Origin of the sequence: Oleiharenicola lentus, assembly GCF_004118375.1 — a bacterium.
Lineage (GTDB): Bacteria > Verrucomicrobiota > Verrucomicrobiia > Opitutales > Opitutaceae > Lacunisphaera > Lacunisphaera lenta.
The window spans coordinates 1,130,255-1,156,604 of sequence record NZ_SDHX01000002.1 but is presented as its reverse complement, the minus strand read 5'-3'; the positions used below and the strand labels follow the sequence as shown (position 1 = coordinate 1,156,604).

The 26,350-nt window shown below is 64.3% G+C and carries 23 protein-coding genes and 1 tRNA gene; 9 read left to right on the top strand and 15 right to left on the bottom strand.

Annotated features, from left to right (window positions below; genetic code table 11):
* Positions 1-7 precede the first annotated feature (7 nt).
* Both ESB00_RS18415 and ESB00_RS18410 read left to right on the top strand, forming a co-directional pair.
* On the top strand, positions 8-1,627 hold the full coding sequence (locus tag ESB00_RS18415) for a rhamnogalacturonidase (protein WP_129049574.1): 1,620 nt from the start codon (positions 8-10) through the stop codon (positions 1,625-1,627).
* 379 nt (positions 1,628-2,006) lie between these two features.
* Positions 2,007-2,465 carry a hypothetical protein gene (locus ESB00_RS18410; protein ID WP_129049572.1) on the top strand — a complete coding sequence of 153 codons (459 nt, stop codon included), beginning with the start codon at positions 2,007-2,009 and terminating at the stop codon, positions 2,463-2,465.
* A 152-nt stretch (positions 2,466-2,617) separates the two neighbouring features.
* On the opposite strand, the gene ESB00_RS18405 is transcribed toward ESB00_RS18410, so the two are convergent.
* Entirely contained in the window at positions 2,618-4,069 is a 1,452-nt protein-coding gene (locus ESB00_RS18405; protein WP_129049570.1) for an MFS transporter, read from the bottom strand.
* 636 nt (positions 4,070-4,705) lie between these two features.
* On the opposite strand from ESB00_RS18405, the gene ESB00_RS18400 reads away from it, so the two are divergent.
* From ESB00_RS18400 to ESB00_RS18390, 3 genes are read left to right on the top strand one after another with little or no spacing between them, the layout of a single operon-like run.
* Complete coding sequence (locus ESB00_RS18400; RefSeq protein WP_129049568.1) at positions 4,706-5,002, top strand: helix-turn-helix domain-containing protein; 297 nt, start codon at positions 4,706-4,708, stop codon at positions 5,000-5,002.
* Positions 4,999-5,307 (top strand): HipA N-terminal domain-containing protein, encoded by a 309-nt coding sequence (locus tag ESB00_RS18395; protein WP_129049566.1) that lies wholly within the window; start codon positions 4,999-5,001, stop codon positions 5,305-5,307. The genes ESB00_RS18400 and ESB00_RS18395 overlap by 4 nt, the downstream gene beginning before the upstream one ends.
* Positions 5,304-6,233, top strand: a complete 930-nt coding sequence (locus ESB00_RS18390) for a HipA domain-containing protein (RefSeq protein ID WP_129049564.1) — start codon at positions 5,304-5,306, stop codon at positions 6,231-6,233. The genes ESB00_RS18395 and ESB00_RS18390 overlap by 4 nt, the downstream gene beginning before the upstream one ends.
* Before the next feature lie 443 nt (positions 6,234-6,676).
* Here the strand turns inward: ESB00_RS18390 and ESB00_RS18385 are convergent.
* From ESB00_RS18385 to ESB00_RS18360, 7 genes are all read right to left on the bottom strand, one after another.
* Positions 6,677-6,753, bottom strand: a tRNA-Glu gene (locus tag ESB00_RS18385).
* Positions 6,754-6,988: 235 nt separating this feature from the next.
* Positions 6,989-8,056, bottom strand: a complete 1,068-nt coding sequence (locus ESB00_RS18380) for an acyltransferase family protein (protein WP_129049562.1) — start codon at positions 8,054-8,056, stop codon at positions 6,989-6,991.
* A 180-nt stretch (positions 8,057-8,236) separates the two neighbouring features.
* Entirely contained in the window at positions 8,237-8,827 is a 591-nt protein-coding gene (locus ESB00_RS18375; RefSeq protein ID WP_129049560.1) for a hypothetical protein, read from the bottom strand.
* A gap of 9 nt (positions 8,828-8,836) precedes the next feature.
* Positions 8,837-9,220, bottom strand: a complete 384-nt coding sequence (locus ESB00_RS20255; protein ID WP_425465755.1) for a DUF6979 family protein — start codon at positions 9,218-9,220, stop codon at positions 8,837-8,839.
* The gene (locus tag ESB00_RS18370) at positions 9,217-10,320 is read right to left on the bottom strand and encodes an endonuclease NucS domain-containing protein (RefSeq protein ID WP_129049558.1); all 1,104 of its coding nucleotides are present in this window, start codon (positions 10,318-10,320) and stop codon (positions 9,217-9,219) included. The genes ESB00_RS20255 and ESB00_RS18370 overlap by 4 nt, the downstream gene beginning before the upstream one ends.
* Before the next feature lie 84 nt (positions 10,321-10,404).
* Positions 10,405-10,770, bottom strand: coding sequence for a nucleotide pyrophosphohydrolase (locus ESB00_RS18365; RefSeq protein WP_129049556.1), 366 nt, complete (start codon positions 10,768-10,770; stop codon positions 10,405-10,407).
* Between the two features lie 11 nt (positions 10,771-10,781).
* The gene (locus ESB00_RS18360) at positions 10,782-13,172 is read right to left on the bottom strand and encodes a DNA/RNA helicase domain-containing protein (protein ID WP_129049554.1); all 2,391 of its coding nucleotides are present in this window, start codon (positions 13,170-13,172) and stop codon (positions 10,782-10,784) included.
* A gap of 789 nt (positions 13,173-13,961) precedes the next feature.
* Between ESB00_RS18360 and ESB00_RS18355 the strand changes: the two genes are divergently transcribed.
* Both ESB00_RS18355 and ESB00_RS18350 read left to right on the top strand, forming a co-directional pair.
* The gene (locus ESB00_RS18355) at positions 13,962-14,285 is read left to right on the top strand and encodes a DUF6883 domain-containing protein (protein WP_129049553.1); all 324 of its coding nucleotides are present in this window, start codon (positions 13,962-13,964) and stop codon (positions 14,283-14,285) included.
* Positions 14,282-14,533, top strand: coding sequence for a DUF4926 domain-containing protein (locus tag ESB00_RS18350; protein WP_129049551.1), 252 nt, complete (start codon positions 14,282-14,284; stop codon positions 14,531-14,533). Before ESB00_RS18355 ends, ESB00_RS18350 begins: the two co-directional genes overlap by 4 nt.
* Positions 14,534-14,859: 326 nt before the next feature.
* Here ESB00_RS18350 and ESB00_RS18345 read toward each other — a convergent pair whose 3' ends face one another.
* The 3 genes from ESB00_RS18345 to ESB00_RS18335 form a co-directional block, all read right to left on the bottom strand.
* Complete coding sequence (locus tag ESB00_RS18345; RefSeq protein ID WP_129049549.1) at positions 14,860-16,083, bottom strand: type II toxin-antitoxin system HipA family toxin; 1,224 nt, start codon at positions 16,081-16,083, stop codon at positions 14,860-14,862.
* A complete protein-coding gene (locus ESB00_RS18340; protein ID WP_129049547.1) occupies positions 16,080-16,394 on the bottom strand; it encodes a helix-turn-helix domain-containing protein in 315 nt (104 codons plus the stop codon). The genes ESB00_RS18345 and ESB00_RS18340 overlap by 4 nt, the downstream gene beginning before the upstream one ends.
* Before the next feature lie 372 nt (positions 16,395-16,766).
* Complete coding sequence (locus ESB00_RS18335; RefSeq protein ID WP_129049545.1) at positions 16,767-17,732, bottom strand: quinone oxidoreductase family protein; 966 nt, start codon at positions 17,730-17,732, stop codon at positions 16,767-16,769.
* A 767-nt stretch (positions 17,733-18,499) separates the two neighbouring features.
* Between ESB00_RS18335 and ESB00_RS18330 the strand changes: the two genes are divergently transcribed.
* Positions 18,500-21,316, top strand: coding sequence for a glycoside hydrolase family 2 TIM barrel-domain containing protein (locus ESB00_RS18330; RefSeq protein WP_129049542.1), 2,817 nt, complete (start codon positions 18,500-18,502; stop codon positions 21,314-21,316).
* A gap of 347 nt (positions 21,317-21,663) precedes the next feature.
* Entirely contained in the window at positions 21,664-24,660 is a 2,997-nt protein-coding gene (locus tag ESB00_RS18325) for a malectin domain-containing carbohydrate-binding protein (protein WP_164976310.1), read from the top strand.
* Positions 24,661-25,010: 350 nt separating this feature from the next.
* On the opposite strand, the gene ESB00_RS18320 is transcribed toward ESB00_RS18325, so the two are convergent.
* The 4 genes from ESB00_RS18320 to ESB00_RS18310 all read right to left on the bottom strand — a co-directional run bounded on the left by ESB00_RS18320 (position 25,011) and on the right by ESB00_RS18310 (position 26,344).
* Positions 25,011-25,421, bottom strand: a complete 411-nt coding sequence (locus ESB00_RS18320; protein ID WP_129049540.1) for a type II toxin-antitoxin system VapC family toxin — start codon at positions 25,419-25,421, stop codon at positions 25,011-25,013.
* Complete coding sequence (locus ESB00_RS18315) at positions 25,418-25,678, bottom strand: AbrB/MazE/SpoVT family DNA-binding domain-containing protein (RefSeq protein WP_129049538.1); 261 nt, start codon at positions 25,676-25,678, stop codon at positions 25,418-25,420. Before ESB00_RS18315 ends, ESB00_RS18320 begins: the two co-directional genes overlap by 4 nt.
* 71 nt (positions 25,679-25,749) lie before the next feature.
* Entirely contained in the window at positions 25,750-25,926 is a 177-nt protein-coding gene (locus tag ESB00_RS19780) for a hypothetical protein (RefSeq protein WP_164976309.1), read from the bottom strand.
* A complete protein-coding gene (locus tag ESB00_RS18310) occupies positions 25,913-26,344 on the bottom strand; it encodes a hypothetical protein (RefSeq protein WP_129049536.1) in 432 nt (143 codons plus the stop codon). Before ESB00_RS18310 ends, ESB00_RS19780 begins: the two co-directional genes overlap by 14 nt.
* Positions 26,345-26,350 lie beyond the last annotated feature (6 nt).

Below are 26,350 nucleotides of genomic sequence, written 5' to 3'. Positions count from 1 at the left end.
CGTCTGCGTGAATCCTCCGGTTCCAGCCGCGGCGGAGCGGTCGTCCGCTCCGCCCGAGTTCGACGTGCGCCGTTACGGCGCCGTCGGCGACGGGCGGACGCTCGACACCGCCGCGCTCAACCGCGCCATCGCCGCCGCCTCTGCGGCCGGCGGCGGCACGGTGTTTCTCCCGGCCGGCGACTACCTCAGCCACTCGGTCCGGTTGCAGAGCCGGATCACGCTGGAACTGCGGGCCGGCGCGACGCTCATCGCCGCCGATCCGCCGCCGCCCGGGCAGCCCGGTGGCTACGATGCGCCGGAGGACGGCCCGCCCAACCAGTTCCAGGATTTCGGCCACTCGCGTTTCCGCAACAGTCTCCTCTGGGGCGAAAACCTCGAGCACGTCACGTTGCGCGGCCCGGGCGTGATCTACGGCCGCGGGCTCAGCCGCGGCAACGGCCGCATCGCGCTGCCCGTCGGCCAGGTTGCCCCGCAGCCCCCCGGCCACCTGCCCGACGTGCTCGAGGCCGACGGCGCCTTCGCGCCCTTCGCGGGTCCGCTCACGCCGGGGCCCTTCGGCTACCCGCACGCCAAGGACACGCTGCCCGCCGGCGTCGGCAACAAGGCGATCGGCTTGCGCGCCTGCCGTCACGTCACGGTGCAGGACCTCACCATCCTGCACGCGGGGCACTTCGCGATCCTCGCGACCGCCTGCGACAACGTCACGGTGGACAACGTCTTCATCGACACCAACCGCGACGGCATCGACATCGACGCCTGCTGCAACGTCCGCATCTCGAACTGCTCCGTCAACTCGCCGTGGGACGACGGCATCTGCATCAAGTCTTCCTTCGGCGCCGGCGTGCTCCGCCCGGTGGAGAACGTCACGGTCACCAACTGCTTCGTCAGCGGCTTCACCGAGGGCACGCTCTATGACGGCACGCGCGAGCGCGTGATCCGGCACCGCGGCGGCCCCATCGGCCGCATCAAGCTCGGCACCGAGGCCAGCGGCGGCTTCCGCAACATCGCCATCACGAACTGTGTCTTCGATTTCTGCCGTGGCCTTGCCCTCGAGCAGGTGGACGGCTCATTCATGGAGGACATCGTCGTCTCCAATCTCACCATGCGCGAGGTGATGAACGCGCCGATCTTCATTCGCCTCGCCGGCCGCCTGCGCGCGCCCGGCGCCACCCAGCCCGGCACCGCCACGCGCATCGCCATCAGCAACGTCGTCGCCACCGACGTGGCGCCCGAGCACGGCCTCTTCATCGCCGGCCTGCCCGGCCACCCGGTGACGGACGTCCGGCTCTCGGGCATCCGCCTGCACAGCCGCGGCGGTGGCACCGCGGCCGACGCCGCGCGCGAAGTGCCGGAGATGGTGCGCGATTATCCCGAACCGATGCTGTTCGGCCCGCTGCCCGCGTGGGGGCTCTACGTGCGCCACGCCGAGCGCATCCAGGTGCGCGACGTCAGCCTGCACCTGCAGCGCGGCGACGCGCGCCCCGCGGTCGAGCTCGACGACGTGCGCGCCGCCGACTTCGCCGGCGTCCGCCTGCCCGGCCAGACCTCCAAGGATGAATGGGTGCTCACCGGCGTGACCGCCCTCCGCACCCGCGACTGCGACGGATTGCCGGACAGCGTTCGGTGAATGGAGGACTTGGTGTAGCCGCGTTTGAGTCCCGCGTCTGCGGGACGAAAGCGTGGCCCTCAGATGCGTTTCACGTTCCCGACCACATTGTCGCCGTTTCGACAAGCTCAAGGTCCCGAGCCTGTCGAGGGACTTCGCTCCAAGGCGGCTACTTCGCGTTCAGGTGTAGCCGCGCTTGAGCCAAGGGCGAAAGCGTGGTCCGGAGACGACCACGTTGTCGCTACGCTCCAACGCGGCTACCTTCCGCTTTTCCTGTGTAGCCGCGCTTGAGCCGAAGGCGAAAGCGTGGCTCGATCCAGGTGTGAGCCTCGCTCCCCAACGGCATCTTCCGCGCCTGTTGCCAGACGCCTATCGCGGTCGCGGGTTCATTCACTGGACCATGGGCATCGCCAGCCGGCGCACCGGCTGGTTGACTCCGAAATTCCACACCGCGTTTCGCTCAATCCTCGAGATTAATCCGGAACGCTATGCCGTGGCGGTTCCCGCCTATTGCCTGATGCCGGACCACATTCATGTGCTTTCCGCGGGCATGAACCCAGCCAGTGACCAGACCCTCTGGAGCCGCGCCGTCCGACGCCGCCTCAATGCGGAGCTCCATCCCTTCAGTCTGCAAAAGCAGGCTTACGACCATGTCTTGCGGACCAATGAATCCGGGGCCGACGCCTTCACGGCGCTGGCCCATTATATCAGCGAGAATCCGGTGCGTGCCGGGCTTGTCTCCACACCGTCTGAGTGGCCTTTCACCGGTTCTCTGGTGCGCGCTTTGCCCGGTCTGGATCCCCGTCAGCCAACATTTCGTGATGCGTGGTGGAATTATTGGAACGCTTTGCCGGACTGACCGGGCTTCTGACCACCTTGTCGCTGCGCTCCAAGGCGGCTACTTCCCGCTCAGGTAGCCGCGCTTGAGTCCCGCGTTGGCGGGACGAAAGCGTGGTCGGGGATGAACCACGTTGTCGCTGCGCTCCAACGCGGCTACATTCCCAGCAATCTTCACAACGGCGCCAGATACTTCCCATCCGGGCCGGTGTGCTGGCGCATGTGGTGGCCGACGCGGTTCAGGCCGAAGAGCGCCAGCAGGTAGCACGCGCCCATCATCAGGTAAACGAGCCGGTAGGGCCCGATCACAACCTCGCCCGCGCCGGGCAGCGTGAGGGTGTGCGACCAGCCCTTGAGGGCGTCGAGGATCCAGCCGCAGACGGGGCTGATGACGACGGCAATCATCAGCGACTGCACGATGGTGTTGGCGCCGGCCAGCTGGCTGTAGCGCTGCGGGTGGAAGACCTCCGCGGTCAGCTTGAGCTGGGCCATCATCACGACCCAGAACGCCACGCCGAAGATCATGTTGCCCGCCAGGAAGCTGAGCGGCCCGGTGGCGAGGAAGAAGGTCAGCACGTAGCCGAGGGTGATCATGATGAGGCCCCATTTCAGCACCGCGACGGCGCCCTTGCGGTCCACCAGCCAGCCCACGGGGAAGGCGATCACGATCCAGACCAGGAGCGGGTAGGTGCGGTAGGCGCCGATCTTCATCAGGTCCATGCCCAGCTCGTGCTGGGGGAAGAAGATGGTGAAGTGCGACAGCCCGAGCAGGGCGCCGTAGAGGCAGACGCGCACGAAGTAGAACCACAGGTAGACCGGGTGGCGGTAGGATTCGCGGCAAAAAGTCTTGGTCGCGGCCCAGAGGCGCGCCGCGCGGCCGGCGCCCGCCCCGGCGGCGTTGGGCTCCACCGGCGGATACTCGCCCTCGCGCACGAACCAGCAGAGCAGGGAGAAGCACCCGAGATTGAGCACCGCGATGCCGATGAAGATGTGTTTGCTGTGCGTCTCGGTGAGCCCGAGCAGCCAGTAGCTCACGATGGCCGTGCCCGCCGCGCCGAAGACCCGGAACAGGGCGAGAAAGCGGCCCATGTGCGTGTCGGGCACCACGTCGCGCAGCAGGCCGAAGAAACAGACGTTGGTCGCCGTCTGGACCGTGCGGTACAGGATCACCAGCACAGCGAAGACGGAGATCACCGGCGCCAGCGGCAGGAGGTGCAGCCACTGGTTGAGGACGGGAATGCCGGCGAGCCAGGCCGCGATTTCCGGCGAGAACGGCGTCAGCGCGAGGAAGAGCGTGACGAACGGAGTGACCCAGAACAGGACCGGGATGCGGCGGCCCCAGCGCGTGCGCAGCCGGTCGCTCCAGTAGCCCAGCGGTGGCATGATGAGGAGCTGGAGCACCGCGTTGACCGAGCCGATGATGATCGCGATCTGCGTGTCGGTCGCGCCGTGGAGTTTCAGGAGGACGGGCAGGACCTGCGGCTCGATGATGTCGATGAGCACGAACACGACCTCCGCGCCGAGGAGCCAGGCGAAGATGGCGAAGAGGTTGCCGCGGGTGTAGTGGAGCGTGCCCGCGCGGGCGACGATCGGCGCAGCCGCGGAGGCGGACGGGGAGGGGACCATGGGGTGGGGCGGAGGGTCGGGGGAGCGACCCGGTGCCGACAACCACCGCACGATTCAGACAGTAGCCCAAGCCCGCGCCCGTTTTCCGCGTAAAGCGCCGATCGGAATCCGATCGGCGTCCTGATCCCGCGGAGCGGGAGAAGGATCCAGCGATTCACACTCGGAGGGCCAAGCTCCCGCGCGGCCGATTCGATTTTCTTGGAGGGCCGGTCTCCGCACCGGCCGTTTGGCGATCAAGGCATCGAGCCGATGGCACCACAAAGACACCAAGACACGAAGGAATCGGATTTCTAAACGCGGAGACCGCAGAGATCGCGGAGGGCGAGCTTGGATCGGGGGTGGAGCCGGCGCTCCGCGCGGGCTGGTAGGTCCCGTGTGGTAGCTGCCCCCCTGTGGCTTCCGATGACATGGGGCTGCAAAGGATCTTTGCTCTGCTACGTGAGCATTCCTTAGTTCATAGAAAACCGACGAAATATGCCGCTAAGGCAGTAAATTTAGTCATGATTTCTGCGCTTTGTTCAGGATAGTTCAGAATTAATCCAATATTACCGCCTAAGCGGTATTATTATCTACAAATCATATCTTTCTATATTGAGTTTAGCATTTTATGTGCGATTATACTGCCATAACGGTAATATGACCTCGGTCGCAGAACTCATCCAGAAGCACCGCAAGAAGGCAGGCCTTTCTCAGGCTGGGCTCGCGAGTTTGGCTGGAGTGGGCAAGACGGTCATCTGGGATATCGAGAACGGCAAGGAGTCTGTGCAATGGGATACCCTGCTAAAGATCTTCAGGGTGCTCAACATCACGGCTGAATGGCGCAGCCCCCTGCTTGAGCGTGAGGCCATGGCATCCGCTTCATCGTCACCGACGGCATCGGCATCATCATCACCTGATTCATCAGCAGTGGCGGAGGCGCGCACACCGGTATGAGAACGGCCCGCATCTACCAAAAACGTCAGCTCGCCGGACTGCTCGTGTCACTCGACTCCGGCAAGTTTCGTTTCACCTACGACGAGGGATACCAGGGGGAACCCGTCTCCCTCACCATGCCAACGAAGACCCGGGTGTGGGAATTCGAGGGCTTTCCCGCCCCCTTCGAGGGATTGTTGCCCGAGGGCGGGCAGCTCGATGCCCTCCTCAGGCAGCGCAAGCTCGATAAGGGCGACCTCTTTGGTCAGTTGCTCGCCGTCGGCCGCGACGTGGTCGGTTCACTCAGGATTGAGGCAGCCGAATGAGGTGTCTGATCACCAGCGAGCCCTGGGCCGGGCCCGGTCCGTATTCACCAGCCGGGCTGCGCCTGCTCGATCGGCGGCTCGCCGCCCTGACCCCTCTTCCCCACACGCGCGAGCAGCTCATTGCCGAGGCGGCCGCGCGGGCGTCGAAAATGTCCATTCAGGGCATGCAGCCCAAGGTCAGCACCGTGCTCAAGGTCCCTGAAGGGCGGATGGCCGTGGTCGACCACGGCGGGCGCTTCATCGTCAAGCCGCCGCACATGATCTATCCGGAGCTCCCCGAGAACGAGGCTCTCACCATGTCGCTGGCCGAAACGGTCGGCATCGAGGTTCCGGTTCATGGTCTCCTGCTCAACGCCGATGCCACGCGCTCGTACTTTATCCGGCGCTTCGACCGCCAGGGTTGGGACAAGTTGCCGGTGGAGGATTTCGCGCAGTTAAGCGGCGCGAGTCGTGACACCAAATACGACTCCAGCACCGAGCACCTGATCGAGGTGATCGATCGTTTTTGCACCTTCCCCGTGCTGGAGCGCCGGAAGTTTCTCGACCGACTCCTCTTTGCCTTTCTCACCGGCAACGAGGACATGCACCTGAAGAACTGGTCGCTCATCACCCGCGATGACAAGGTGGAGCTCGCCCCCGCCTACGACCTGCTCAATTCGACGATTTCCAATCCCAAGAACCGGGAGGAACTCGCCCTGCCCCTGCAGGGCAGGAAGTCCAACCTGCAGGCGAAGCTGTTCTGGGGTTACCTCGCCGGCGAACGCCTGGGTCTCACCGCGGCCCAGGTTGACCAGGCCAGGAAACGTTTCGCCGCCGCCAGCTCCGCCTGGCCGGACCGGATCATGAACAGCTTCCTGTCGGCGGAAATGAAGGACCGTTATCTGGCCCTTCTCGGCGAGCGCCGCGAGCGCCTGGGGCTCGCCTGAACCGTTGCTACGTCGAACCCAAGGGTTCGAACCTGAAGCCTAGCTTCAGGCGCCAAACGGAAAAGCCCCTCAACCTGGAGGTTGAGAGGCTTTTACCGTTGGCGTCCCCACGGGGATTGGTGCCGCGAGGGCGGCATCGCTTCGCGACCGAGGCTGGGCCTCGTCCGTTCCGGCCTACGGCCTCCACAAACCCCTCCGGGGTTCGAACTTGGCGATGCTCGCCAAGCGCTTACGGAAAAGCCCCTCAACTTGGAGGTTGAGAGGCTTTTACCGTTGGCGTCCCCACGGGGATTGGCGGTGCCGCCGAACCGGCACCGGTGCTGCGCACTCGCGGCTGGGCCGCGCCCCTTCTCCCTCCGCTTCGCTCCGGTCGTCGAACCCAAGGGTTCTCATCACCCGTGGTCCGACCACGAAAAAACCCGCCTTGCGGCGGGTTTCTTCGTTGGCGTCCCCACGGGGATTCGAACCCCGGTTCTCACCGTGAAAGGGTGGTGTCCTGACCGGGCTAGACGATGGGGACCCTCAACGGAAGTCGCGCAACCTACGATCTGCCTTAGGCCGCGCAAGGATTTTCTGGGCTGGGCGGGGGGCGTTGATTCCCCGCGGGTCCCCTGCCTCGAAGCCGGCTTCGGCTTGGTTTACCTGTAGCCGCGCTTGAGTCACGCGTCCGCGGGACGAAAGCGTGGTCAGGGGACGACCACGTTGTCTCCCGCGGCCGCGGGGTCCAACGCGGCTACAGTTCAATTTAACCCGCGCTACCCATCAAACTTGGATTTCAGCGCCAGGAAGCGGCGCTCCAGCCAGAAATACGAGGCGGTGGCCAGGGCCAGGCTCACGCTGACCTTCCAGCCGAGGCGCACCGCCAGCGGGGCCTCGGGGATGAGTTTCTCCACGGCGAAATACACCGGCAGGTGCAGGAGGTAGAGCCCGTAGGAAATCTTCCCGACAAACACCATCGGCCGCGTCGCCAGCACCGGCGCCAGCAGCGAGTGCCGGCCCAACACGAGGTCCGCCAGCACCGTCGCCGCCAGGCCGGCCACCAGCACGTAGCCGATCCAGCCCATCCACGGGCTATACCACGTCACGATGTTGGGGATCAGAAACAGCGTCACGAGCGCGAGCGGCGCGAGGACCCGGCCGAGGACGGGGCTGACCCAGGCCAACCCGCGCGGAGCGCCGGTTCCCCCGGGAGCGTTGCGCCACGCCTGCACCGCATACGCCAGCGCCGCGCCGGTCATGAGCGAGTCCATGCGCGTATCGAGGCCGAAGTTGATCCGCTCATCCGTCCAGACGCCGACGTGCCACGCGCGGTAAACCGCGATGACGGCCGCCCCGCCGAGCAGGAGCCCGGCCTTGGCCGCCGGCGAGCGTCCGATCCGTTCCACCCCGAGGATGACCAGCGGCCAGATCAGGTAGAACTGCTCCTCGATGGCCAGCGACCAGCAGTGGTTCAGCCACGTGAGGTGGTAGTGGTAGAGCGCCTGCACCCAGTTCGCCGTGTAGCTCAGCGCGAAGGCGATGTCCGTGCCGGGAAACGGTTCGCCGAACGCCGGCTTCGCCACCGCCACCACGGCGCAGGTGAGGACCAGCGCCGGGGCCAGCCGCAGGAAGCGCCGGGCGTAGAAATTCCGGAAGGCGATCGCGCCCGTCCGCTGCCGTTCCGTGCTGAGGATGGTCGTGATGAGGAATCCGCTCAGGACAAAGAAAATGTCCACGCCCACGCCGCCGCTGCGGAACCACGGCACGCCGCCATGCGCGCAGAGGACGATGCCAACCGCGATCGTGCGGAGACCGTCGAGGGCGGGGTAGTAAGGGTGTTTCATGGGGCCGAAGGTCCGCGCATCCGCCGGCAGGCAGACGGCGTGGACCCACACCAAGCGAATTGTCGGGCGCCACGGTGCATGCCCGGGCCAAGATTTGGAGCGAAATCCCTCCGCCCACCGCGAACGCACATAAAATTCCCCAAGAAACACAAAGCCGGGACGGCGCCCTGGCGCCAGAGTCTAACTCTGGTTGGCGCGACGGAGGGTTTCTTCCGCACGCATTGCCTCAATCACGCGCGGCATTTCATCCCAAGTCTCCAGAAACACCTTCAGAATATTTCTGATGTCATGATAGAGCGGTTTTAGGTTTTCCCTCTGGTGGCTCAGCCGATCGATTGCCGACTGGCAGTCCTCCATCGTCTCCAGTCTCAGCCAGTCCAGCAGGTGGTGGATGAATTCGTTTCGCTGCCTGACCATGTCCTCCAAACGGATCCGAAAAGCCGCTCTCTCCTCCTCCTTCAGATCCACCGTGAATCCGGTGCGGATCACGATCTCTATGTCCTTGGCGAGGGCCTGTCCCTCCGGCTCACCCGGGGTCAGGTGATTCTGGATCAGGGGCTCGATGAGTTCACCCAACATCCGTTTGGAGTAGGGCGTGGGTGTCTGACCATTCCATTCCTTGAGTTGACTCGCCGTGAAGGTGACCTGTCCGTGGTTGAGCACGATTTTCAGCATCCGCTCGATGTCCTGAAACAGGACGACATTCCGGCCGACCTCGGCAAAGACGGCTTCCCGCTGTCGGTCGAGCTCTGGATTGGTTTCGGCGGTCACGGCTTGGGTTCAACTGCCGTGAATCAGGCCCCTGCTCCATAGGGCGAGGACGACATCCATTTGATGATTGTGTCTTTTGCCTTGGCCGACCTCACGCCAAAGTTCCGTTGCCGACCGAATCGTCGGTTTTGCGGCGATGAGAATCTTGATCGCCGCGCACGCATAGCGGGCATTCTTGCCCAACTGACCTGCTTCGGTTTCCGGTGCAACGTCGCGGACCAACCCCGCCGCACATAGGCCCACGAAGGCGCCGCGGGGACAGCCCTTCGTCTGGGAGGAGGGGCTGTCTGGAAAGCGGAGCTTCGCTGCGGCATGCCACGCGTTGCGCGGATCAAGACCGCGTTTGGTGCAGAGACGAACGCTTTCAACCGCTACCTCCCCATACGCATTCATGCCTTAGGTTCCTTGTTCCACTTGGGGAAATGCTGCTTCAGGCGATCGACGGTGTGGCGCCACTTGGGTGTCGTGGGCTGGCAGACGGTGTTCTGGTTGCCGAACAGGCCGAGCTCTTTGACGGCCTTGGATTCGGGCACGGTGTCGAGCCACTGCACCCGGACAAAGTGCTCCGCCTTTTCCGGGTCATCGGCGCTTTGCCGCAGACGGGCCGCGGTGGAGAGCACGTCCAAGGCGGACTTTTCCCCGGATGGGGTAGGCGCCTTGAAGTCCTTCACTGCTACCACCGGCTCAAGCACGCGACCGACGCCGAGGTAACCGACGCCGGGATCCTTCACCCAAACCCGGTCGCCGGGGGAGAGCAGCTTGAGCGTCTGGGTATACCAACTGCCGCCGCCGGCGCTGATGAAACCATGCTTCCGGGCGTCTTCCCACGTGCGGGAGTCGCCCGTGCCGAAGGAAACGTAGTATTCTCCATTCCAAGGCTCCTTTTCACCGGAGCGCTTGGTGGTCGTGGTGACGTTGGCCTGAGTCTGGCCCGGGTCGATCAGCCAGGCGCGGCTAAGGAGGAGGTCGCCGCCGTGCTGGAAGACTTGGAAGAAGAGGACGTTGATCGCGATGTCGCGGTCGTTGAGGTATTGGATGATGCGCTCGGTGGCGTCGTCGAGTTCGGCGGCCACGAGGACAATCTGGTGGGACTCGTTAAGGGTCTCCTCGTCCAGCTTGGTGCCGAAGCGCTTCTGGAACGCCGCATCCAGACTGTCGCCGTTGGAAAAGCGTTGGTAGATCTGGGCGATCCGGTCGGCGGTCAGCTTTTCGACCCACGCCGCGTAGTCGAGCGCCTGGGCCACGATTTCCCGCGGCGTCCGGTTGCGTTTGAGTTCGATGAGGACGAGTGAACCGTCGGGCGCGATGGCGAGCAGGTCGATACGCCCGCCGAAGCCAGTCTGCTCCTGCCGTCCGATGAGCATCCACTCGGCGGACAGAATGCCTGTCTCGCGGACAATCATGTCCTCCAGCGCCTGCTCGCTGGCGAGTTTCCCGAGACTGATCGGCGTCGGCTGGGTTCCGATCTTCCAGAGGGCGTGTTGGATAGGCATGGCTCGCAAGATCGGGGTTTGTTACTTGCTACCGTGAGCAAACCTTCGGTCGGGACTAATTGGTCAGCTTGGGTGCGGTTACAATCATAGTTCAGTATATTTCTCCGAACGTCCTTTCGCCTTTGAAACAGGATACTTCGCTGCGTTTTTGACGATCTTTGCGGAAATGGCCGACGCAACATCGATCTTGGCCATGTTGGCAAACTGCAGGGAAAACATAATGATATCCGCTAATTCCTCTTCGATCTTGCCCCGTTTGTCTTTGTTCAAGCACAGAGTGGATGACTCGTCGGCAGAGACCCAAAGAAAATGCTCCATGAGTTCACCAACCTCGGCAGCTATGGCCATGCTAAGGTTTTTAGGGGCATGAAACTGTTCCCAGTCCCGTTCGCGCGCAAATTTGGCCGTGGCTTCCTTGAGTTGGGCCAATGTGGTGATGTCGTCCGTCATAGTCATGAGTCTTAGTCTTTACCGAGAACAGCGACCAGTTCGCCAATGGTCTTGAAACTCTCGGTTTCACTCGGTTCCAAAACGATGTCGTTAAAACCGGCGTTGGTTGAGTCAGGTTTAAGGATAATCTTGGTGTGCTCCCAGGAGTCTTCAGTCGGCTGTTTTTGGCTGCGGTATACTTTAACGGTGTAACGGCCGCCGCTTTCCGGATCTTGGCGGTCAAGTAGCTCGACCAAGACGACCTTGCCGTCGCGACTTCCGGCTGGTGTGCGTTTGAACAAACACCAAGAACCATTGGGTATCCGGCGATTCATGGATTCGCCGACTACCCGGGTGACGAAAAGGTCTTTTCTTGGAGTGAAGGCGTCGGGCAATTCCACCCACGCGCAGTCACCTACCGACTGTTCCAGACTAAAGGCACCGGCGGCGACCTGCAAATCGTAGAGGGGGACGGCATTGATAAAAGGCTTCGCGGCTGCCCCATCCAATATGCGCAAAGGCAGGCCCGGATACGCGGTTGGCTCGACAGTGGCAATGGAACGCTTCCGCGAGGCCATGGCCTTCAGGTATGCGTTGGTTTCAGGATCGGCTGAGTAAACAAAACAGCCGTGCTGTCCGCGCGTCATCAGTGTGCGATAGGTATTTTTGATGATTTCATCCGTCGCGGCCTCCGCCGCTTCTCGGTTTTCAGATAGGCGTTTCTTGAAGCCTTTGATCGAAGAGTCCTGGCCGGATCTTTTGGCCGGGTCGGTCTTGATGCGGCCATCACGAACTACGAGATCGGGGCCGATGATAACGCCGACATACTCCAGCTCCAACCCCTGGCATGTGTGAATGCAGCCAATCTCAGTGACCGTTTCCGGCTTAATAATCCACAGCGGACCGTCTGCCGTGAGATTCCAGCGGGCCGAGAACCCATGCTCCGGAAACTCGATATCAGGGCTTTTCCCGTCGGTCTTGCTCTTCCAATCCCAGCAGTAACCCGCAACCATTCTGGATTTATTGCGCCCAGCGTTCTTTTGGAGGATTCGCTCGCGGAGCTCGTTGGGGGAATCGCAAACCGCGAAATCGTAGTCGATGCCCTCCAAGGTGGGGTTCGCGTTTTTTTTGACCTGCAGGGTGTTGTCGACCCAGGCCAAATACCCGTCTGAGCCGTTGCACCTGAACTGGGACTCAAGATTTAGTCGGGAAACCTTCGCGCCGGTTGCAGTGGCCCAACGCATGATTTCGGAGACGCTCCCGATGTCTTTCAATGTCACGCGTTGGTTTTCATCCAAGAAGAAGACCGAGAAACAAGCCGCTTGAATGATCTCTTTAACCTGATTCTCGCCCAAGTTCATAAAAAGGCCCGATTTTTCGTTTAGCCGATGAGCTTCATCGACTACCAAAGCCCCAAATGTATTGGGCGGGGTCTCGGTGAATCCACCGGAACCAACAAAGAGGTTGGAGATGTGCGATTTCTTGAATGCCCCCGTTAGCCGGCTCTCGTAGACGCCGCGAGGAGCTGCATTTTTAGTAACATACTGAGTCAGCATCTTGCGTGCGGTTAGTGCCACAAGCAGGTTGACCGCGACGACAGACTTTCCGGTTCCGGGTCCGCCTTCCACGATTAACACCTGCTTCTGCTTGGGCGTGGCGATGCCTGCCAGTTGGAGTGCGGTTTCGTAGACCAGCTTCTGGTCGTCGATCATCAAGAATTCGCGGTTGCCCTGTAAAAGTGAGACCAGGGAATCGGCCAGGTTTTTTGATGGGCTGATCTTTCCGTCGCGAATCTGATAGATAACTTTGCCGGAATCCCCGTGTTTAACGTGTTCCTTGATGAACGCACGAAGCTTGGCCGCGTCGGCTTGCAGAAAGGCGGGAGCCTTGTCGGTGTGCTCGCGGTAGAAGGGGTTGTTGATCGTGCTGCCGTCGGCGCAATTATGCAAATAGGCGCAAGGCTTGAGGGATATCCTTTGGGTGCGGACAGTTTCGCTATAGTCCTCCAATAATGCCGCGTAGGACCAAGCCTGATAGGAAGGATGCGACGTCTCAACCTCAGCTCCGCCCAAATAGGTCCTGACAATAGCGTCTTTCTGAGTGGGCTTCGCCTCGGTCCACTGCTTCAACTCAATGATAATTGCGGTCTGACGCTTCTCGCGGCTTGTGCCGGTAAGAACGAAATCAATTCGTTTCGCAGAAAGAGGGACGCTCAATTCAATCGCGACTCCAGAGTCGTGTGGAATTTCTTCATCAGCAAGAATTCGCTGCATGAAGCCGAGGGAGTTCTTCCACGAGGCTTTTTCCGAGGCGCCTACGGAGTGATTGTGTGTGCGGCGAAACTCGGCTTGGATTCGCTCCTCGATTCTGTTCGAGTCGACGTCATCTAGAAATTCGTGCTTTTTGGCGAGATAGACGATCATCGGGCGGGGAGGTATGCTAGGTCACACCAAATGGATTGGGGCAGCAAGTGCTCAGGTGGGCTGGGGGACTTTAAAAGTCGGTTTGCAGCTGGGATAGGTGCGTCAGCCGTAAAATTCGCGGCCTTCACTCGGGCCCTTGCTGGTGGTGCGGGTGACCATCTTCACGCCGCAGCTGGGACAGGAGGGGGTGGTGTAGTCAGGCCTCTACTATTTGCCTTTATGGTCCGCGAGTGAGCATTCAGCACCTTTCACTCCCGATTCGGATCAGCAGCTTGCCAGTGGTGCGGCGAGAGGCGAGGTCGAGGTGGGCGGGAGGAGGGAGAAGGGAGAACGGAGGCGGGAGGAGGGAGGCGGGAGGCCGAAAACCGGAGGCGGGAGGGAGAGGAAGCGGGCGGCGGGAGAGCGAAGACCGGAGGCGGGAGGGAGAGGAAGCGGGCGGCGGGAGAGCGGAGACCGGAGGCGGGAGGGAGAACGGAGAAGGGACAACGGAGGTGGCCTAACCTGAAACCTGAGACCTGAAACCTGAAACCGAACGGTCGGGGGACGACGGCAGACTTCAGAAGTCAGAGGTCGGAGGTCTGTAGTCAGTGGTCTTTCGTCCCTTGTCCCTCGTCGTCGATCTGCAGCGGGCCACGCTTTCGCGGACTCAAGCGCGGCTACGGCAGACGTCTTTGTCCGACGCGGGTCGAAAACGGCTTTGGTCTTGGCACGGCGCGACCGGTGGCTTTGCTCCGTTGCGGGCCGACGCACGCCGCCGTCTTTGCGGTGCAGACACATTTCGTCCTGGCCATGCTATTGCCTGCGGATGCGCGGATTGCGCCCGAGAAAATTACCGACTATCTGCTCCGCCCGCGGGACGAGCACGACAAATCCAGATTTCTGGCTCTGGCAGGATACACCGTGCGGGATGCGAACCGGCTGGAGCAGGACATCCGTATGCAATTGCTGCCCTTGGCGGCGGTCCATGCGGGGGAGGATCGCTATGGCTGGCGCTATATCATCCGTGGCCGTTTGACTGGTCCCAACGGACGGGCTTTGTCCGTGCTTTCCGTGTGGATGACGGAAAAAGCGACTGGCGTGACCAAGTTTATCACCCTATATTCCGATCGATGAAGTTTCCGCTCTACAGCCGCGTGGCCCTGGCCGTCGATGTTCCGGCGGAAGGCATCCGCCGTGGCGATGTGGCCACGGTGGTGGACCACCATCCCGCACCGCAGGCGGGTGGCGAGCCGGGCTGTTCACTGGAGGTGTTCAGTGCCACGGGCAAGACCGTGGCCGTGATCACGGTGCCCGAGTCCTCGCTGGAGGCCCTGCGCCACGACGAAGTTCTGGCGGTGCGTTCGCGCACCACGGCAGCCTGAGCCTCACCTCCCGGGGGTCAGACGCCGCGCGGCGGCGGAAGGGCGAGAGGCAGGGAGACCGGAGGACAGATGTCAGATGTCAGAGATCAGAGGTCAGAGGTCGGAAGGCGGCCTGACCTGAAACCTGAGACTTGAGACCGAACGGCAGATGTCGGAGGTCAGAGGTCGGAGGGCGGATGTCAGGGGTCTGTGGTCCGTGGTCGGTAGTCCGTTGTCCCTGGTCCCGGCTTCAACAGGGGATTTTCCACCGGCGGGGAAGGCAGGGAGAAAGAGAAAGATTAAGAGAACGAGAAAGATTGGGCCGAGCCGGGGTCGGCAGGCGGAGTTCAGCGGAGTTTTTCGGCTTCTGTCATCAGCGGATTCTCGAAGGCCGTGGCGTAGGCGGCGAGGGTGCGGGCGGGGAGGCGCAGTCGCTTCGCGGCCTGTCGCCAATCAGCAACCGCAGCATAGGCCTCACGCAGGATGACCTTGGCGGCCGTGGGTTTGAGGCCAAAGCGGGGCGCGACCTCCAGGGCGGCTTGGATGCTAGATTCGGCGTTGTCTTCCGAGATGGCCGTCTTGGGCAGCTGGGAGCGTTCGATCTCGGGAACGGGATTCAGGTCGTAGGCGGGAGAGAGCGACCACTTGCCCGGCGTGCGCATCAGGAAGCCGTGGTTGCGTAAATGGTCGTCGTAGTTGCTCGCGAGGAGGGAAAACACGAGCCGCCGCCAGAGTTCGCGCAGGTCACCCGCCACATCGTCGCCAAACTGACGGATGCCGTCGGCGAGGAGAGTGTAGGCGCCGGCCTCGCCGGGTGACAACCCGAGCAGACTGTTCGCGGAGAGAAAGGGCAGACGTTGTCCGCGCATGCGGTCGAAGCGCGTGATGACCGACACGCTGCGTGTCCCGGCTTTGGCCAGTCGGGATTCCGCCACATTGATTCCGGCCTGCCGGGCCAGGTGCAGGGCGAGGACCTCGCCGGCGGCGATGTCCCGCACGTCGTCGGGCTTGGGGAATTTGGCCATCGCGAGCTGTCCATCGGCGAGCAGGACGGCCGCCTTCGGACGGGCGCCGCCGAGGGGCGAGCCGGCGCCGAGGAGAAAGCGCAGGTCGGCGGCGGTTTCAGTTTCACCATGGATGGCGTCGGCGGCCCGGAGCAGGGCGGCCAGACTCACAAGGGGTGGCAGCTTGCCGGTCGTCGCGGCCAGGAAAGGACCGGTGGGTTCGGTGCGGAACCGCAGGGCTCCAATCCGGGCGGTGTCGTCGAGCGCGATGACGTAGTCGATCTCGCGGTAAGGCTTGCGGTCGAGGACGTGCTTGCGGACCGCGCGCTCGATCAGGATCCGACCCCAACGGTCGGGACCGCAGTCCTGCATCGCTCCAAACAGCGCGGCTCCATGAATCGGACTCGGGCCCAGGGGCAAGCCGGTGGGGTCGATGGAGAAGGCGCCATCGCGAGCCAGCCACTCGCGGGCATACTCGAAGGTTACCGCCGGGCTGCGCTCCGCGGTGTGCAGACGCCCCACGCGGTGGGTTGCGCCCTGCCAGTCGATATGCACCTCCAGGCTCATGTCTGCGGACGCCGGATGCGCTTCGGCAGGCGCTGCTCGTCGAGGTTCAGGCCCAGGGTGTCATCGCCCGGCGTGGCCAGATTGGCGAGCCGGTCATGAAGTTGGAGGATGAAGGCTGCGGTCGCCAGCGTGCCAGTGGCAACCTTGGGATCGCCGCGTTCCATCCGCCAGAGTGTGTCCCGACTCACGAAGAGGCGGGCCGCCATATCGTCGGTCGAGATGCCGCGCTTCCGCCGGGCCAAAGCGAGCTCCCGACCCAGCTTGCGCAGGGCGTGGGCGGCGGGAAGCGGCAGGGAGGGGGAGGAGCTCACAAGGCATAACGTCAGCTATATCTGACATTATGTCAATTAGCGTCTGATATGTCGGACGTAAAATAGGGAATGAAGTCACTCCGCGATCCGGATCAGCAGCTTGCCGGAGGTGCGGCGGGAGGCGAGGTCGAGGTGGGCGGAGGAGGGAGAAGGGAGAACGGAGGCGGGAGGAGGGAGGCTGGAGGCCGAAGATCGGAGGCGGCCTAACCTGAAACCTGAGACCTGAAACCTGAAACCGAACGATAGGGGGAAGACGGCAGACGACAGAAATCAGAGGTCCGAGGGCTGTGGTCTGCGAACAGCAGTCCTTGGTCCTTTGTCGTCGTTCTGCAGCGAACCACGCTTTCGCGGACTCTAGCGCGGCTACGGGAATTAGTCGCGGATTTTGATCAGCAGCTTGCCGGTGGTGCGGCGACTGGCGAGGTCGAGGTGGGCGCGGGCGACTTCGGCGAGGGGATAGACGCCGCCGATCGAGGGGCGGAGGACGCCGGTCTGGAGCCATTCGAGGAGGCGGGCGGAACGGGCCTGCACCGCCGGGGCGTCGGCAATGTGGTGGATCAGGGTGGGGCGGGTGAGGAAGATCGAGCCCTGCCGCATCAGGAGCAGCGGATCGATCGGGGGCACCACGCCGCTCGACTGGCCGAAGAGCACGAGCGTGCCGAGCGGGCGCACGAGCGAGAGGCTGCCGGCGTGCGTCGTGAGGCCGACGGAATCGTAGGCGACCTGCACGCCCCGGCCGCGCGTGTGCTCGCGCACGACGGCGACAAAGTCCTCGTCGGTGTAGCGGATCACCACGTCGGCCCCGGCGGCGCGGGCAAGGGCGGCCTTGGCCTCGGTGGACACAGTCGTGAAGACGCGCGCGCCCTTGTGCTTGAGCACCTGGATCAGCAGCTGGCCGACACCGCCCGCGCCGGCGTGGACGAGCACGTCGTCATCGCGTTTCACGACGTAGGTGCTCTCGGTCAGGAACTGCACGGTGAGTCCCTGCAGGCAGGCGGCGACCGCCGTCTGGTCGTCGAGGCCGGCGGGCACGGGGATGAGCTTCCACGTCGGCACGCAGGCAAACTCCGCAAACGCGCCTGGGTGCGAGGGCCACATCACGCGCATGCCGGGCGCGAGCGCGCCGTCGGATTGCTCGACCACCCCGAGGCCCTCGATGCCGGCGGTGAAGGGCAGCGCCATCGGCATGACGCCGCTCCGCTGGTAGAGGTCCATGAAGTTTAGGCCCGCGGTCGTCACGCGCACGAGCGTCTCGCCCGGCTTGGGCGTGGGCACGGGCAGATCGGTGAGTTGCAGAACCTCGGGTCCGCCGTGGACGGCGATGCGGATGGTATTCATGGGAGAAGGGAGGAGGGAGAAGGGGGAAGGGAGGCCGGGAGGCGGGAGACAGGAGAAGGGAGAAGGGAGGCTTGAGGCGGAATGGACGGGAGACGGTGGTTGGAAGTAGTCAGAGGTCAGAGGTCAGTGGTCTGTGGTCTGTAGTCCTTGGTCTATGGTCCTATGTCCCTGGTCGAAGTTTGGTTCGCACGGGGAAATTGGCCACCCAGCATTTTTGAATGAACCACACCTTTGAAACGCGGAGGGCGCGAAGGGCGCGGAGTGACCAATACATAGGAAACCACGAAACACACCAAACACACGAAAAGGAATAGGGCGGAGGGTCCCGTCTCTGCGGACCGGTTCGGGCAGGACGATGTGCAGGGACTCGCGCCCTCCGCGCTCTCTGCGTCCTCCGCGTTTAAAAATCTGATCCTTTCGTGTGATTCGTGTTTTTCGTGGTTCATGGTTCGATGCTTCATTCCAGAACGGCCGGTGCGGAGACCGGCCCTCCATGCATCTGAACGACCGTGCGGGAACATGGCCCTCCGCGCGCTCTGCGGGCTCCGCGTTTAACAATCTGATCCTTTCGTGTGCTTCGTGTTTTTCGTGGTTACTCCGGTTCGCGTTAGGATCGGGGGAGAGTGGAGTGAGGATAGCGGAAGTCACAGGCACGCGTGCCGGATTTTCTACGGAATCACCGCATAACGACTTGCAGGAGCCGTGGGGCGGACAACGTTGTTGGCGTTACCTGCCGGCGATTTGGCCGGTGCCCAACCCCTCCGCTTATGCGCTTCGTTTCCCGCCTGCTCGCGTTGCTCGTCGCCGTCGTCTCGGCGGCCGCCACGCCCACCGAAACCCTCTATCTCTCCGGCCGCGGCAGCGACGACGCGGTGCAGTGGGACTTCTACTGCACGGCCGGCCGCAACAGCGGCGTGTGGACCAAGATCGCTGTGCCGTCGTGCTGGGAGCTGCAAGGCTTCGGTGCCTACGAATACGGCGTCATGATTCGTCCGTCGGACGGCCAGCCCAACCGTCCGCCGCTGGCAAGCGAGCAGGGTCTCTACCGCCACGAGTTCACCGTTCCCGCGGCGTGGCAGGGGCGCGCGGTGCGTATCGTGTTCGAGGGCGCGATGACCGACACCGCGGTGAAGATCAACGGCCAGTCCGCCGGTCCCGTCCACCAGGGCGGGTTTTATCGCTTTCACCACGACATCACCGACAAGCTCCGCTTCGACGCCCCCAACCTCCTCGAGGTCACCGTGAGCAAGCGCTCCGCCAATGACAGCGTGAACCGCGCCGAGCGCTACGCCGACTACTGGAACTTCGGCGGCCTCTTCCGCCCGGTGAAGCTCGAGGCCCTGCCCGCGGCGTTCATCGACCGCGTGGCCATCGACGCGAAGGCCGACGGCGCGTTCGCGGCCGATGTCTTCCTCGGCGGCGCGTTGCCGGCCAACAACGAACTGGTCGTCCAGCTCCGCCGCCCCGACGGCACGCCCGTCGGCGAACCGGTGGCGCAGGCCGTGCCGGCGGGCAGCCAGCGCGTGACCGTGCGCGCCGCCGCGAAGTCGCCCGACACGTGGTCGGCCGAGACACCGCACCTCTACCTCGCGGAGTTCACGCTGCGCGCCGGCACGCTGGTGCCGTCGGGCCACACGTTCACGCAGCGCTTCGGTTTCCGCACCTTCGAGCTGCGCCCCGGCGAGGGCCTGTTCCTCAACGGCCGCCGCATCACGCTCAAGGGCGTCAACCGCCACAGCTTCTGGGCCGACACCGGCCGCACGCTCTCGGCCCGGCGCAACCGCGAGGACGTGCAGCTCATGAAGGAGGCCAACCTCAACGCCGTGCGCATGTCGCACTACCCGCCCGACGCCGAGTTCCTCGACCTCTGCGACGAGGCCGGCCTCTACGTGCTCAACGAGCTCGGCGGCTGGCAGCAGGCCTACGACACGCCGACCGGCCGCCGCCTCATCGGCCAGCTCGTCGCGCGCGACGTGAACCACCCGAGCGTGCTCTTCTGGGACAACGGCAACGAGGGCGGCGAAAACGTGGAGAACGACGACGAGTTCGCGAAGCACGATCCGCAGAAACGCCCCGTGCTGCATCCGTGGGCGCTGTCGTTCCGCGGCATGAACACCTACCACTACCGCGAATACGCCGACACCGTGAAATATTCCGAGGGGCCGGACATCTTCATGCCCACGGAATTCCTGCACGGCATGTTCGACGGCGGCCACGGCGCCGGGCTCGACGATTACTGGAAGCTGCTCGGCGAGAAGCCGCACGCCGCCGGCGGCTTCCTCTGGGTGTGGATGGACGAGGGCGTCGTCCGCACCGACCAGGGCGGCCGCGTGGACGCCAACCGCGACCTCGGTCCCGACGGCATGCTCGGGCCGCGCCACGAGAAAGAGGGCAGCTACTTCGCAGTGCGCGACATCTGGAGCCCGGTGCAGTTTCCGCTCACGGCGCTGCCCGCGGATTTCGCCGGCCGGCTGCCCGTGCGCAACCGCTACGACTTCTTGAATCTCGCCGGTGTCACCTTCGAGTGGCGCCTGCTGCGCTACGCCCCGCCCGGGGCGCGCATGTTCCATCGCTCGGTGCGCGGCTACGGTCGGCTCGCCGGTCCCGACGTGGCGGCGCGCGCCGACGGCGAACTCGCGCTGCCCTTGCCCGCGGACTGGCGCGAAGCCGACGCGCTCATCGTCACGGCGATCGACGCCCAGGCGCGCGAGATCGGCACCTGGTCATGGCGCTGGAAGCACGGCGCCGCCGCACTCGGTCACGCCGCGCCCACGTCAGACGCGGTCGCGCTAACGGAGGAGGGCGGCGAGACCGTCGTCACGGTCGGTCGCAACACCGCGCGCTTCAACCGCGCGACGGGTCGGATCGCCGCGCTCGAGCGCGACGGACGCCGCATTTCCTTCGGCGACGGTCCGCGGCTCGCGGCCTACCGGCGCACCGAGCGCGCCTTCGCTCCGATGGCGCCCGCCAGGGGCAAGCTCCTGAACTTCACCGCCAAGATCGAGAACGGCGCGGCGGTCATCACGGCCACGCACGACGCCGGCGTGCGTGACACACGCTGGACGATCACGCCCGACGGCGATGTGCGTCTCGACTACGGTTTCGAGGGGCCGGGCGTCGTGGACATTCTCGGCGTGGATTTCGACTACCCGGAGGAGAAGATGAAGTCGAAGAAGTGGCTCGGGGCCGGCCCGTATCGGGTGTGGCAGAACCGCCTGCGCGGCGGGCATGTCGAGCTCTGGGAGACGGAATACAACGACACGATCCCGGGTCTCACGTGGGACTTCCCCGAGTTCAAGGGTTGGTTCTCCCGCTGGGAGTGGATGGACTTCACGACCACCGAGGGCCGCTTTGCCCTGCTCAATGACGGTGGCGCGCCCTTTGTCGGCGTCTATGCCCCGCGCGACGGCAAGAACAACCCCGTGCTCACGCTCCCGCGCCTCGGCGTGGGTGTGTATCAGGTGATCCCCGCCATCGGCACGAAGCAGTCGCTGCCGTCCAACCTGGGCCCGCAAGGTCAGCCGCAGACCATCACCGGCCCGGTCAAGGGCGCGGTGGTCATCCGGTTGCTGGACCAGCCATGAGGGCCGGCAGCCGAGTTTCGTGGGTGGAGCGCGTTGTCCCCAACGCGCTTCGGTCGGTGCGGAGACCGACCCTCCGGGAAACGCCTCCCGTAGATCGATTGGAGGGCCGGTCTCCGCACCGGCCGGATGGGGTAGGGGCGCGCCTTGTGCGCGCCCTCGGAGGGCGTGGTCAAGCCACGCCCCTACAGGAGAGGCTTGACGTGGAGGGCTCAGCTCCCGCTGAGCCGCGGTCGAAGGCACGGCCCAGCGGGAGCTGGGCCCTCCAGTTGTGGGTGCTGATGCTCATTTGGGCAACGACCGTCCATGCCACTTGGGACTTGGCGGCAGGTCCCCGTCACACAACCAGCTTGAACACCGGCTGGCGCACGATCGCCGACGATGACGACCGCACGAAATACGACGGCTTCGAGCAGCCCGGCTATGACGATTCCTCGTGGCAGCGCGTGGACGTGCCGCACAACTGGGACGACTACGGCGGCGCGCGCCGCCTCGTGCACGGCAACCGCCACGGCTACGCGTGGTATCGGCGCAGCTTCGAGATCAAACCATGGGAAAAAGGCCGGCGTGCTTTTCTCTTCTTTGAGGGCGTAGGTTCCTACGCCACTGTCTGGGTGAACGGCAAATTGGCCGGCAAGCACGCCGGTGGACGAACGACTTTTACGCTCGATGTGACCGATCTTTTGAAGAGCGATGGCCCCAACCTGCTCGCGGTGCGCGCCGACCATCCGGCCGGCATCACCGACCTGCCTTGGGTCTGCGGCGGCTGCTCAACGGCGGTCGGCTTCTCCGAAGGCAGCCAGCCGATGGGTATATTTCGACCAGTATGGATCGAGACAACCGGCCATACGCGCGTCGAGCCGTTCGGCGTTCATGTGTGGAATGACGGTGATGCTACAGCCACCAGCGCAAAGCTTCATGTCGCAGCCGAGGTTCGCAACTACGGGTTGGCGCGGAAGCTGAAGGTCACGCATGTGGTTGTTGACGGGCCGCGCATAGTCATGGGCATTGAACAAGAATTTCTGGCAGACGAGGGCCTGAACACGGTGAAGAGCAGGATAGACTTGAAACAGATCGAACTTTGGTCACCCGAATCGCCGCGTCTCTATGGGCTGGTAACCATGATTTACGAAGGCTCGCTTCAGTTGGACGCAGTCCACACGTATTTCGGCATCCGCACCGTCCAATGGCCGAAGCCCGACGACCCGCTGCCCGCGCCGTTCCGGCTCAACGGCCAGCCGGTCTTCCTCAACGGCACTTGCGAATACGAGCACCTCCTCGGCAACAGCCATGCGTTCACGGACGAGCAGATCGCCGCGCGCGTGGACCAGACCAAGGCCACGGGCTTCAACGCCATGCGCGATGCCCACCAGCCGCACAATCTGCGCTATCAGGATCACTGGGACCGCGAGGGTATCCTGTGGTGGCCGCAGTTCATTTCGCAGATCTGGTTCGATACGCCGGAGTTTCGCGCGAACTTCAAGACCCTCCTCCGCGAGTGGGTGCGCGAGCGCCGCAACAACCCGTCGAACGTCCTCTGGGGCCTCGCCAATGAGAGCAAGCTGCCGGAGGACTTCGCCCGCGAGTGTGTGGCGATCATCCGGGAACTCGATCCCACTGCCGTGGACCAGCGCATCGTCACCACCTGCAACGGTGGCACGGGCACCGACTGGAACGTCCCGCAGAACTGGACCGGCACCTACGGCGGTGACCCCGCCACCTATGCCGAGGATTTGAAGAAACAGAAGTTCATCGGCGAATACGGCGCGTGGCGCAGCCTCGGCCTGCACAGCGAGGGCGGCTACATCGCCGACGGCGTGCGCAGCGAGGACCGGGCCGACGCGATTTTTGCGATGAAGATCCGCCTCGCCGAATCCATCCGCGACCAGGTGCCCGGGCATTTTCACTGGCTGCTCGCCACGCACGACAACCCCGGCCGCACCATCGGCGCGAAGGGCCAGCAGGGCACCGACGGCTGGGCCGAGCTCGACCGCATCGGTCCCGCCAACAACAAGGGCCTGCTCACCCTCTGGGGTGAACCGACCGACGCCTATCACCTCTACCGCGCGAGTTACGTGTCCGCAGCCAAGGACCCGATGGTTTACATCGTCTCGCACACCTGGCCTGACCGTTGGACGGAGCCGGGGAAGAAGAGCGGCATTCTCGTCTATTCGAACTGCGAGGAAGTCGAGCTGTTCAACGGCACCGATGGCCGCGAATCGCTCGGCGTGCGCCGGCAGGGCGGACCCGGCGTGCCGTTCCGTTGGGACGACGTGCACATCCGCTTCAACGTGCTCACCGCCGTGGGTCGCGTCGGCGGCAAGGTGGTGGCCCGCGACGCCGTCGTGCTGCAGCACCTGCCGGCCGCGCCCGGTCTCGAGACGCTGCGCGGCACCGTCACCAATCTCACCGCCGCCGACCCGGCGTGGAATTATCTCTACCGCGTGAACTGCGGCGGCCCCGACTACACCGACGGCAACGGCGTGCGCTGGGCGGCCGACCGTGATTTCGTCGCGGGGTTGAACTCGGGTTCGACCAGCTGGGCGATGGCTTATCCCGGCGTGGCCCCGCGCCTCGGCAGCCAGCGGGCGAGTGCCGAGGTGATCCGCGGCACGGACGATCAGGCGCTGTTCCAAGCCTACCGCTACGGCCGCGAGAAACTGCGTTACCGTTTTGCCGTGCCGGATGGCGATTATCGCGTGGAGCTCTATTTCATGGAGCCGTGGTATGGCGCAGGCGGGGGCAATTGCGCCGGCTGGCGGCTCTTTGACGTGGCGATCAACGGCGACACCGTGCTGCGCAATCTCGACCTGTGGCAGGAGGCAGGATTCGCCGGGGCGGTGAAGAAGGTTGTGAACGCGCGCGTCTCAGGCGGCTGGCTGGAGGTTTCGTTCCCGCGCGTCGCCTCGTATCAGGCGGTGATCTCCGCCATCGCCATCGCGGCGAAGGACCCGGCGGCCCGCGCGCCGGCGGAAACGGCCGTGGCCGTGACGACGAGCAAGGCTCCGTCCACCGACGCCGCCTTCTCGCTCGGCGAGGCCACGTATCCGGTTTCCGCTGCGAAGCGCGACGGCAACCGGCTCAGCTGGACCATCACGCTCGGCCTCGGAGGCGGCCACGATTTTGCCCTTCGTTACGTGAATCCCGGCCCCGAGCCGCTGACGGCAGAGCTGCAGGTCACCGCGCTCGACGGAACCGTGATGGGGAAGGGTCAGCTGTCGCTGGAGCTCACCCCCGGCGCCACCGCCACGGTCGCCGACCTCGGCATGAACGCCGGCGACTACACCGTCACGGTCACGCTGCCCGGGAAAGGCGCGGTGAAAGTCGAGGCGTTGATCGTGCGGTGAGTGGCCGGAATTGGCCCACGGAACACACGGAAGACACGGAAGGATGAACCGAGATTCCGTGATTGCCCATGTAGCCCGCCGCGGAAGCCGCGGGATTTTGCAGTGCTGACGTGAATTCCTGTCCCTGCCCTCCCGGGCAGGGCTACGCGATCGATCATGGTTGCGGCCCTCCAGATCAAAACCCGGCTCGCAGGGACGCGGGCCCTCCGGGAGACGGCATACTTTGTAGGGTCGGTGCTTGCGCCGACCTCATGGGCGACCCTACACCAGAGCCAGGGACAACGGCTTCACGATGCCGAGGATCAGGTAGGTGCCGGTGACGCGGACCTGGAGGGTGGGGCGGGCGTCGCCTATTTCCAGTCTTCCACCGGCAGGCCGGGGACGCGGTGAAATTCGCCGGAGTTGCCGGTGACCACACAGGCGCCGAGAGCGAGAGCTTGGCCGGCCAGCAGCACATCATAGCTCCCGATGGGCTGGGCATTGGGTTTGAGCGTGGCGAGATGGGCGCGGATTTGTCCGGCGCAGGTCGCGGACTCCGCGTCGAAGGGGACCACGTCCGGCAGGATGCTGCGGAGCCGAGCGACCCGTTCGCGATGGGCGGGGTTACCGGATTTGGCGGCGCCATATTCGAGTTCGCTCAGGACAATCGCGGAAAGGCGGCAGAACGGCAGCTGGGCCAGCAGACGATCACGCAGGCCCTCGTTGGCCTCACCTCCCCGCAGGAAACGGGAGAAGACGTTCGTGTCGGGCAGGTAGATCACGCTCCGGACTCGCGCAGCGGGAAGTCGGGCGCCGAACCGAAGAGCACGGCGAGGGCCTTGCGGCGCTTCGCCAGATCGACCGGATCAATCGCGATGAAGCCGGAGGCGGTGGGCGCGAGTTCAAAGGTCTTGCCCACCGGGACCTGCAGCCCGGCCGGGAGGCGCAGCGCCGCGGAATTGCCCGACTTGAACACCTTACCCAAGGGGGGCGGGGTTCCGGTGCCTTTGGCTTTGGGTCTGAGGGTGCCGGTTTTCATTGTATCTACACCGTATATCCGGCGACCCGATGCGCAAGCCGGAAGACGGGGATCGCGGCCGGTGCGGCCTGCTAGCCATAGGCTCGGCGACGGCTGAAGCTGTGCCCTCCACCTTTATACGGTTTCACGATGCCGAGGATCACGTCGGTGCCGGGGTTGCGGACTTTGCGGGTGTGGTGGCCGGCGGGGTAGGTGCTGAGGCCGGGCGTGAGCAGCTTCCAGGCGGCGGTCCCGTTATTTGGTTTCAAGGCGGTTCCAGGACACCGCAACTTTCGGACCGCCTTCCTTGCCGCGGCCGCCATAAATCAGGCCGTCGAGCGGGATGAAATACTCGACCCAGCCTTTGTTGAAATGGAGCACGACGTTGAGCTTGGTGCCCTGCCGGGCACCGTCGATCCGGGCCTCGGCTTCCCCGGAGTAGTGCCCCGGGCGCTTCAGGCGAAAACGCGCCACCAGATAGTCGGGCTGGGCCTCGCCGCGTGAGGCCTCGAGTTCGTCGTAAGTTGCCGGACGGAACGTGTCGTCAACCCCGGCCGCCATATGCCGGCGGAGTTCCGCCTTGGTGACAATGAGCGCCTCGACCGTGATGTTGTCCGCCAGCGGGCTGGCGGCGAGAACGGAGCCAAGTGCAAGGAACAGTAAGGCGAGCCGGGGCAGTGATTTCATGGGCGG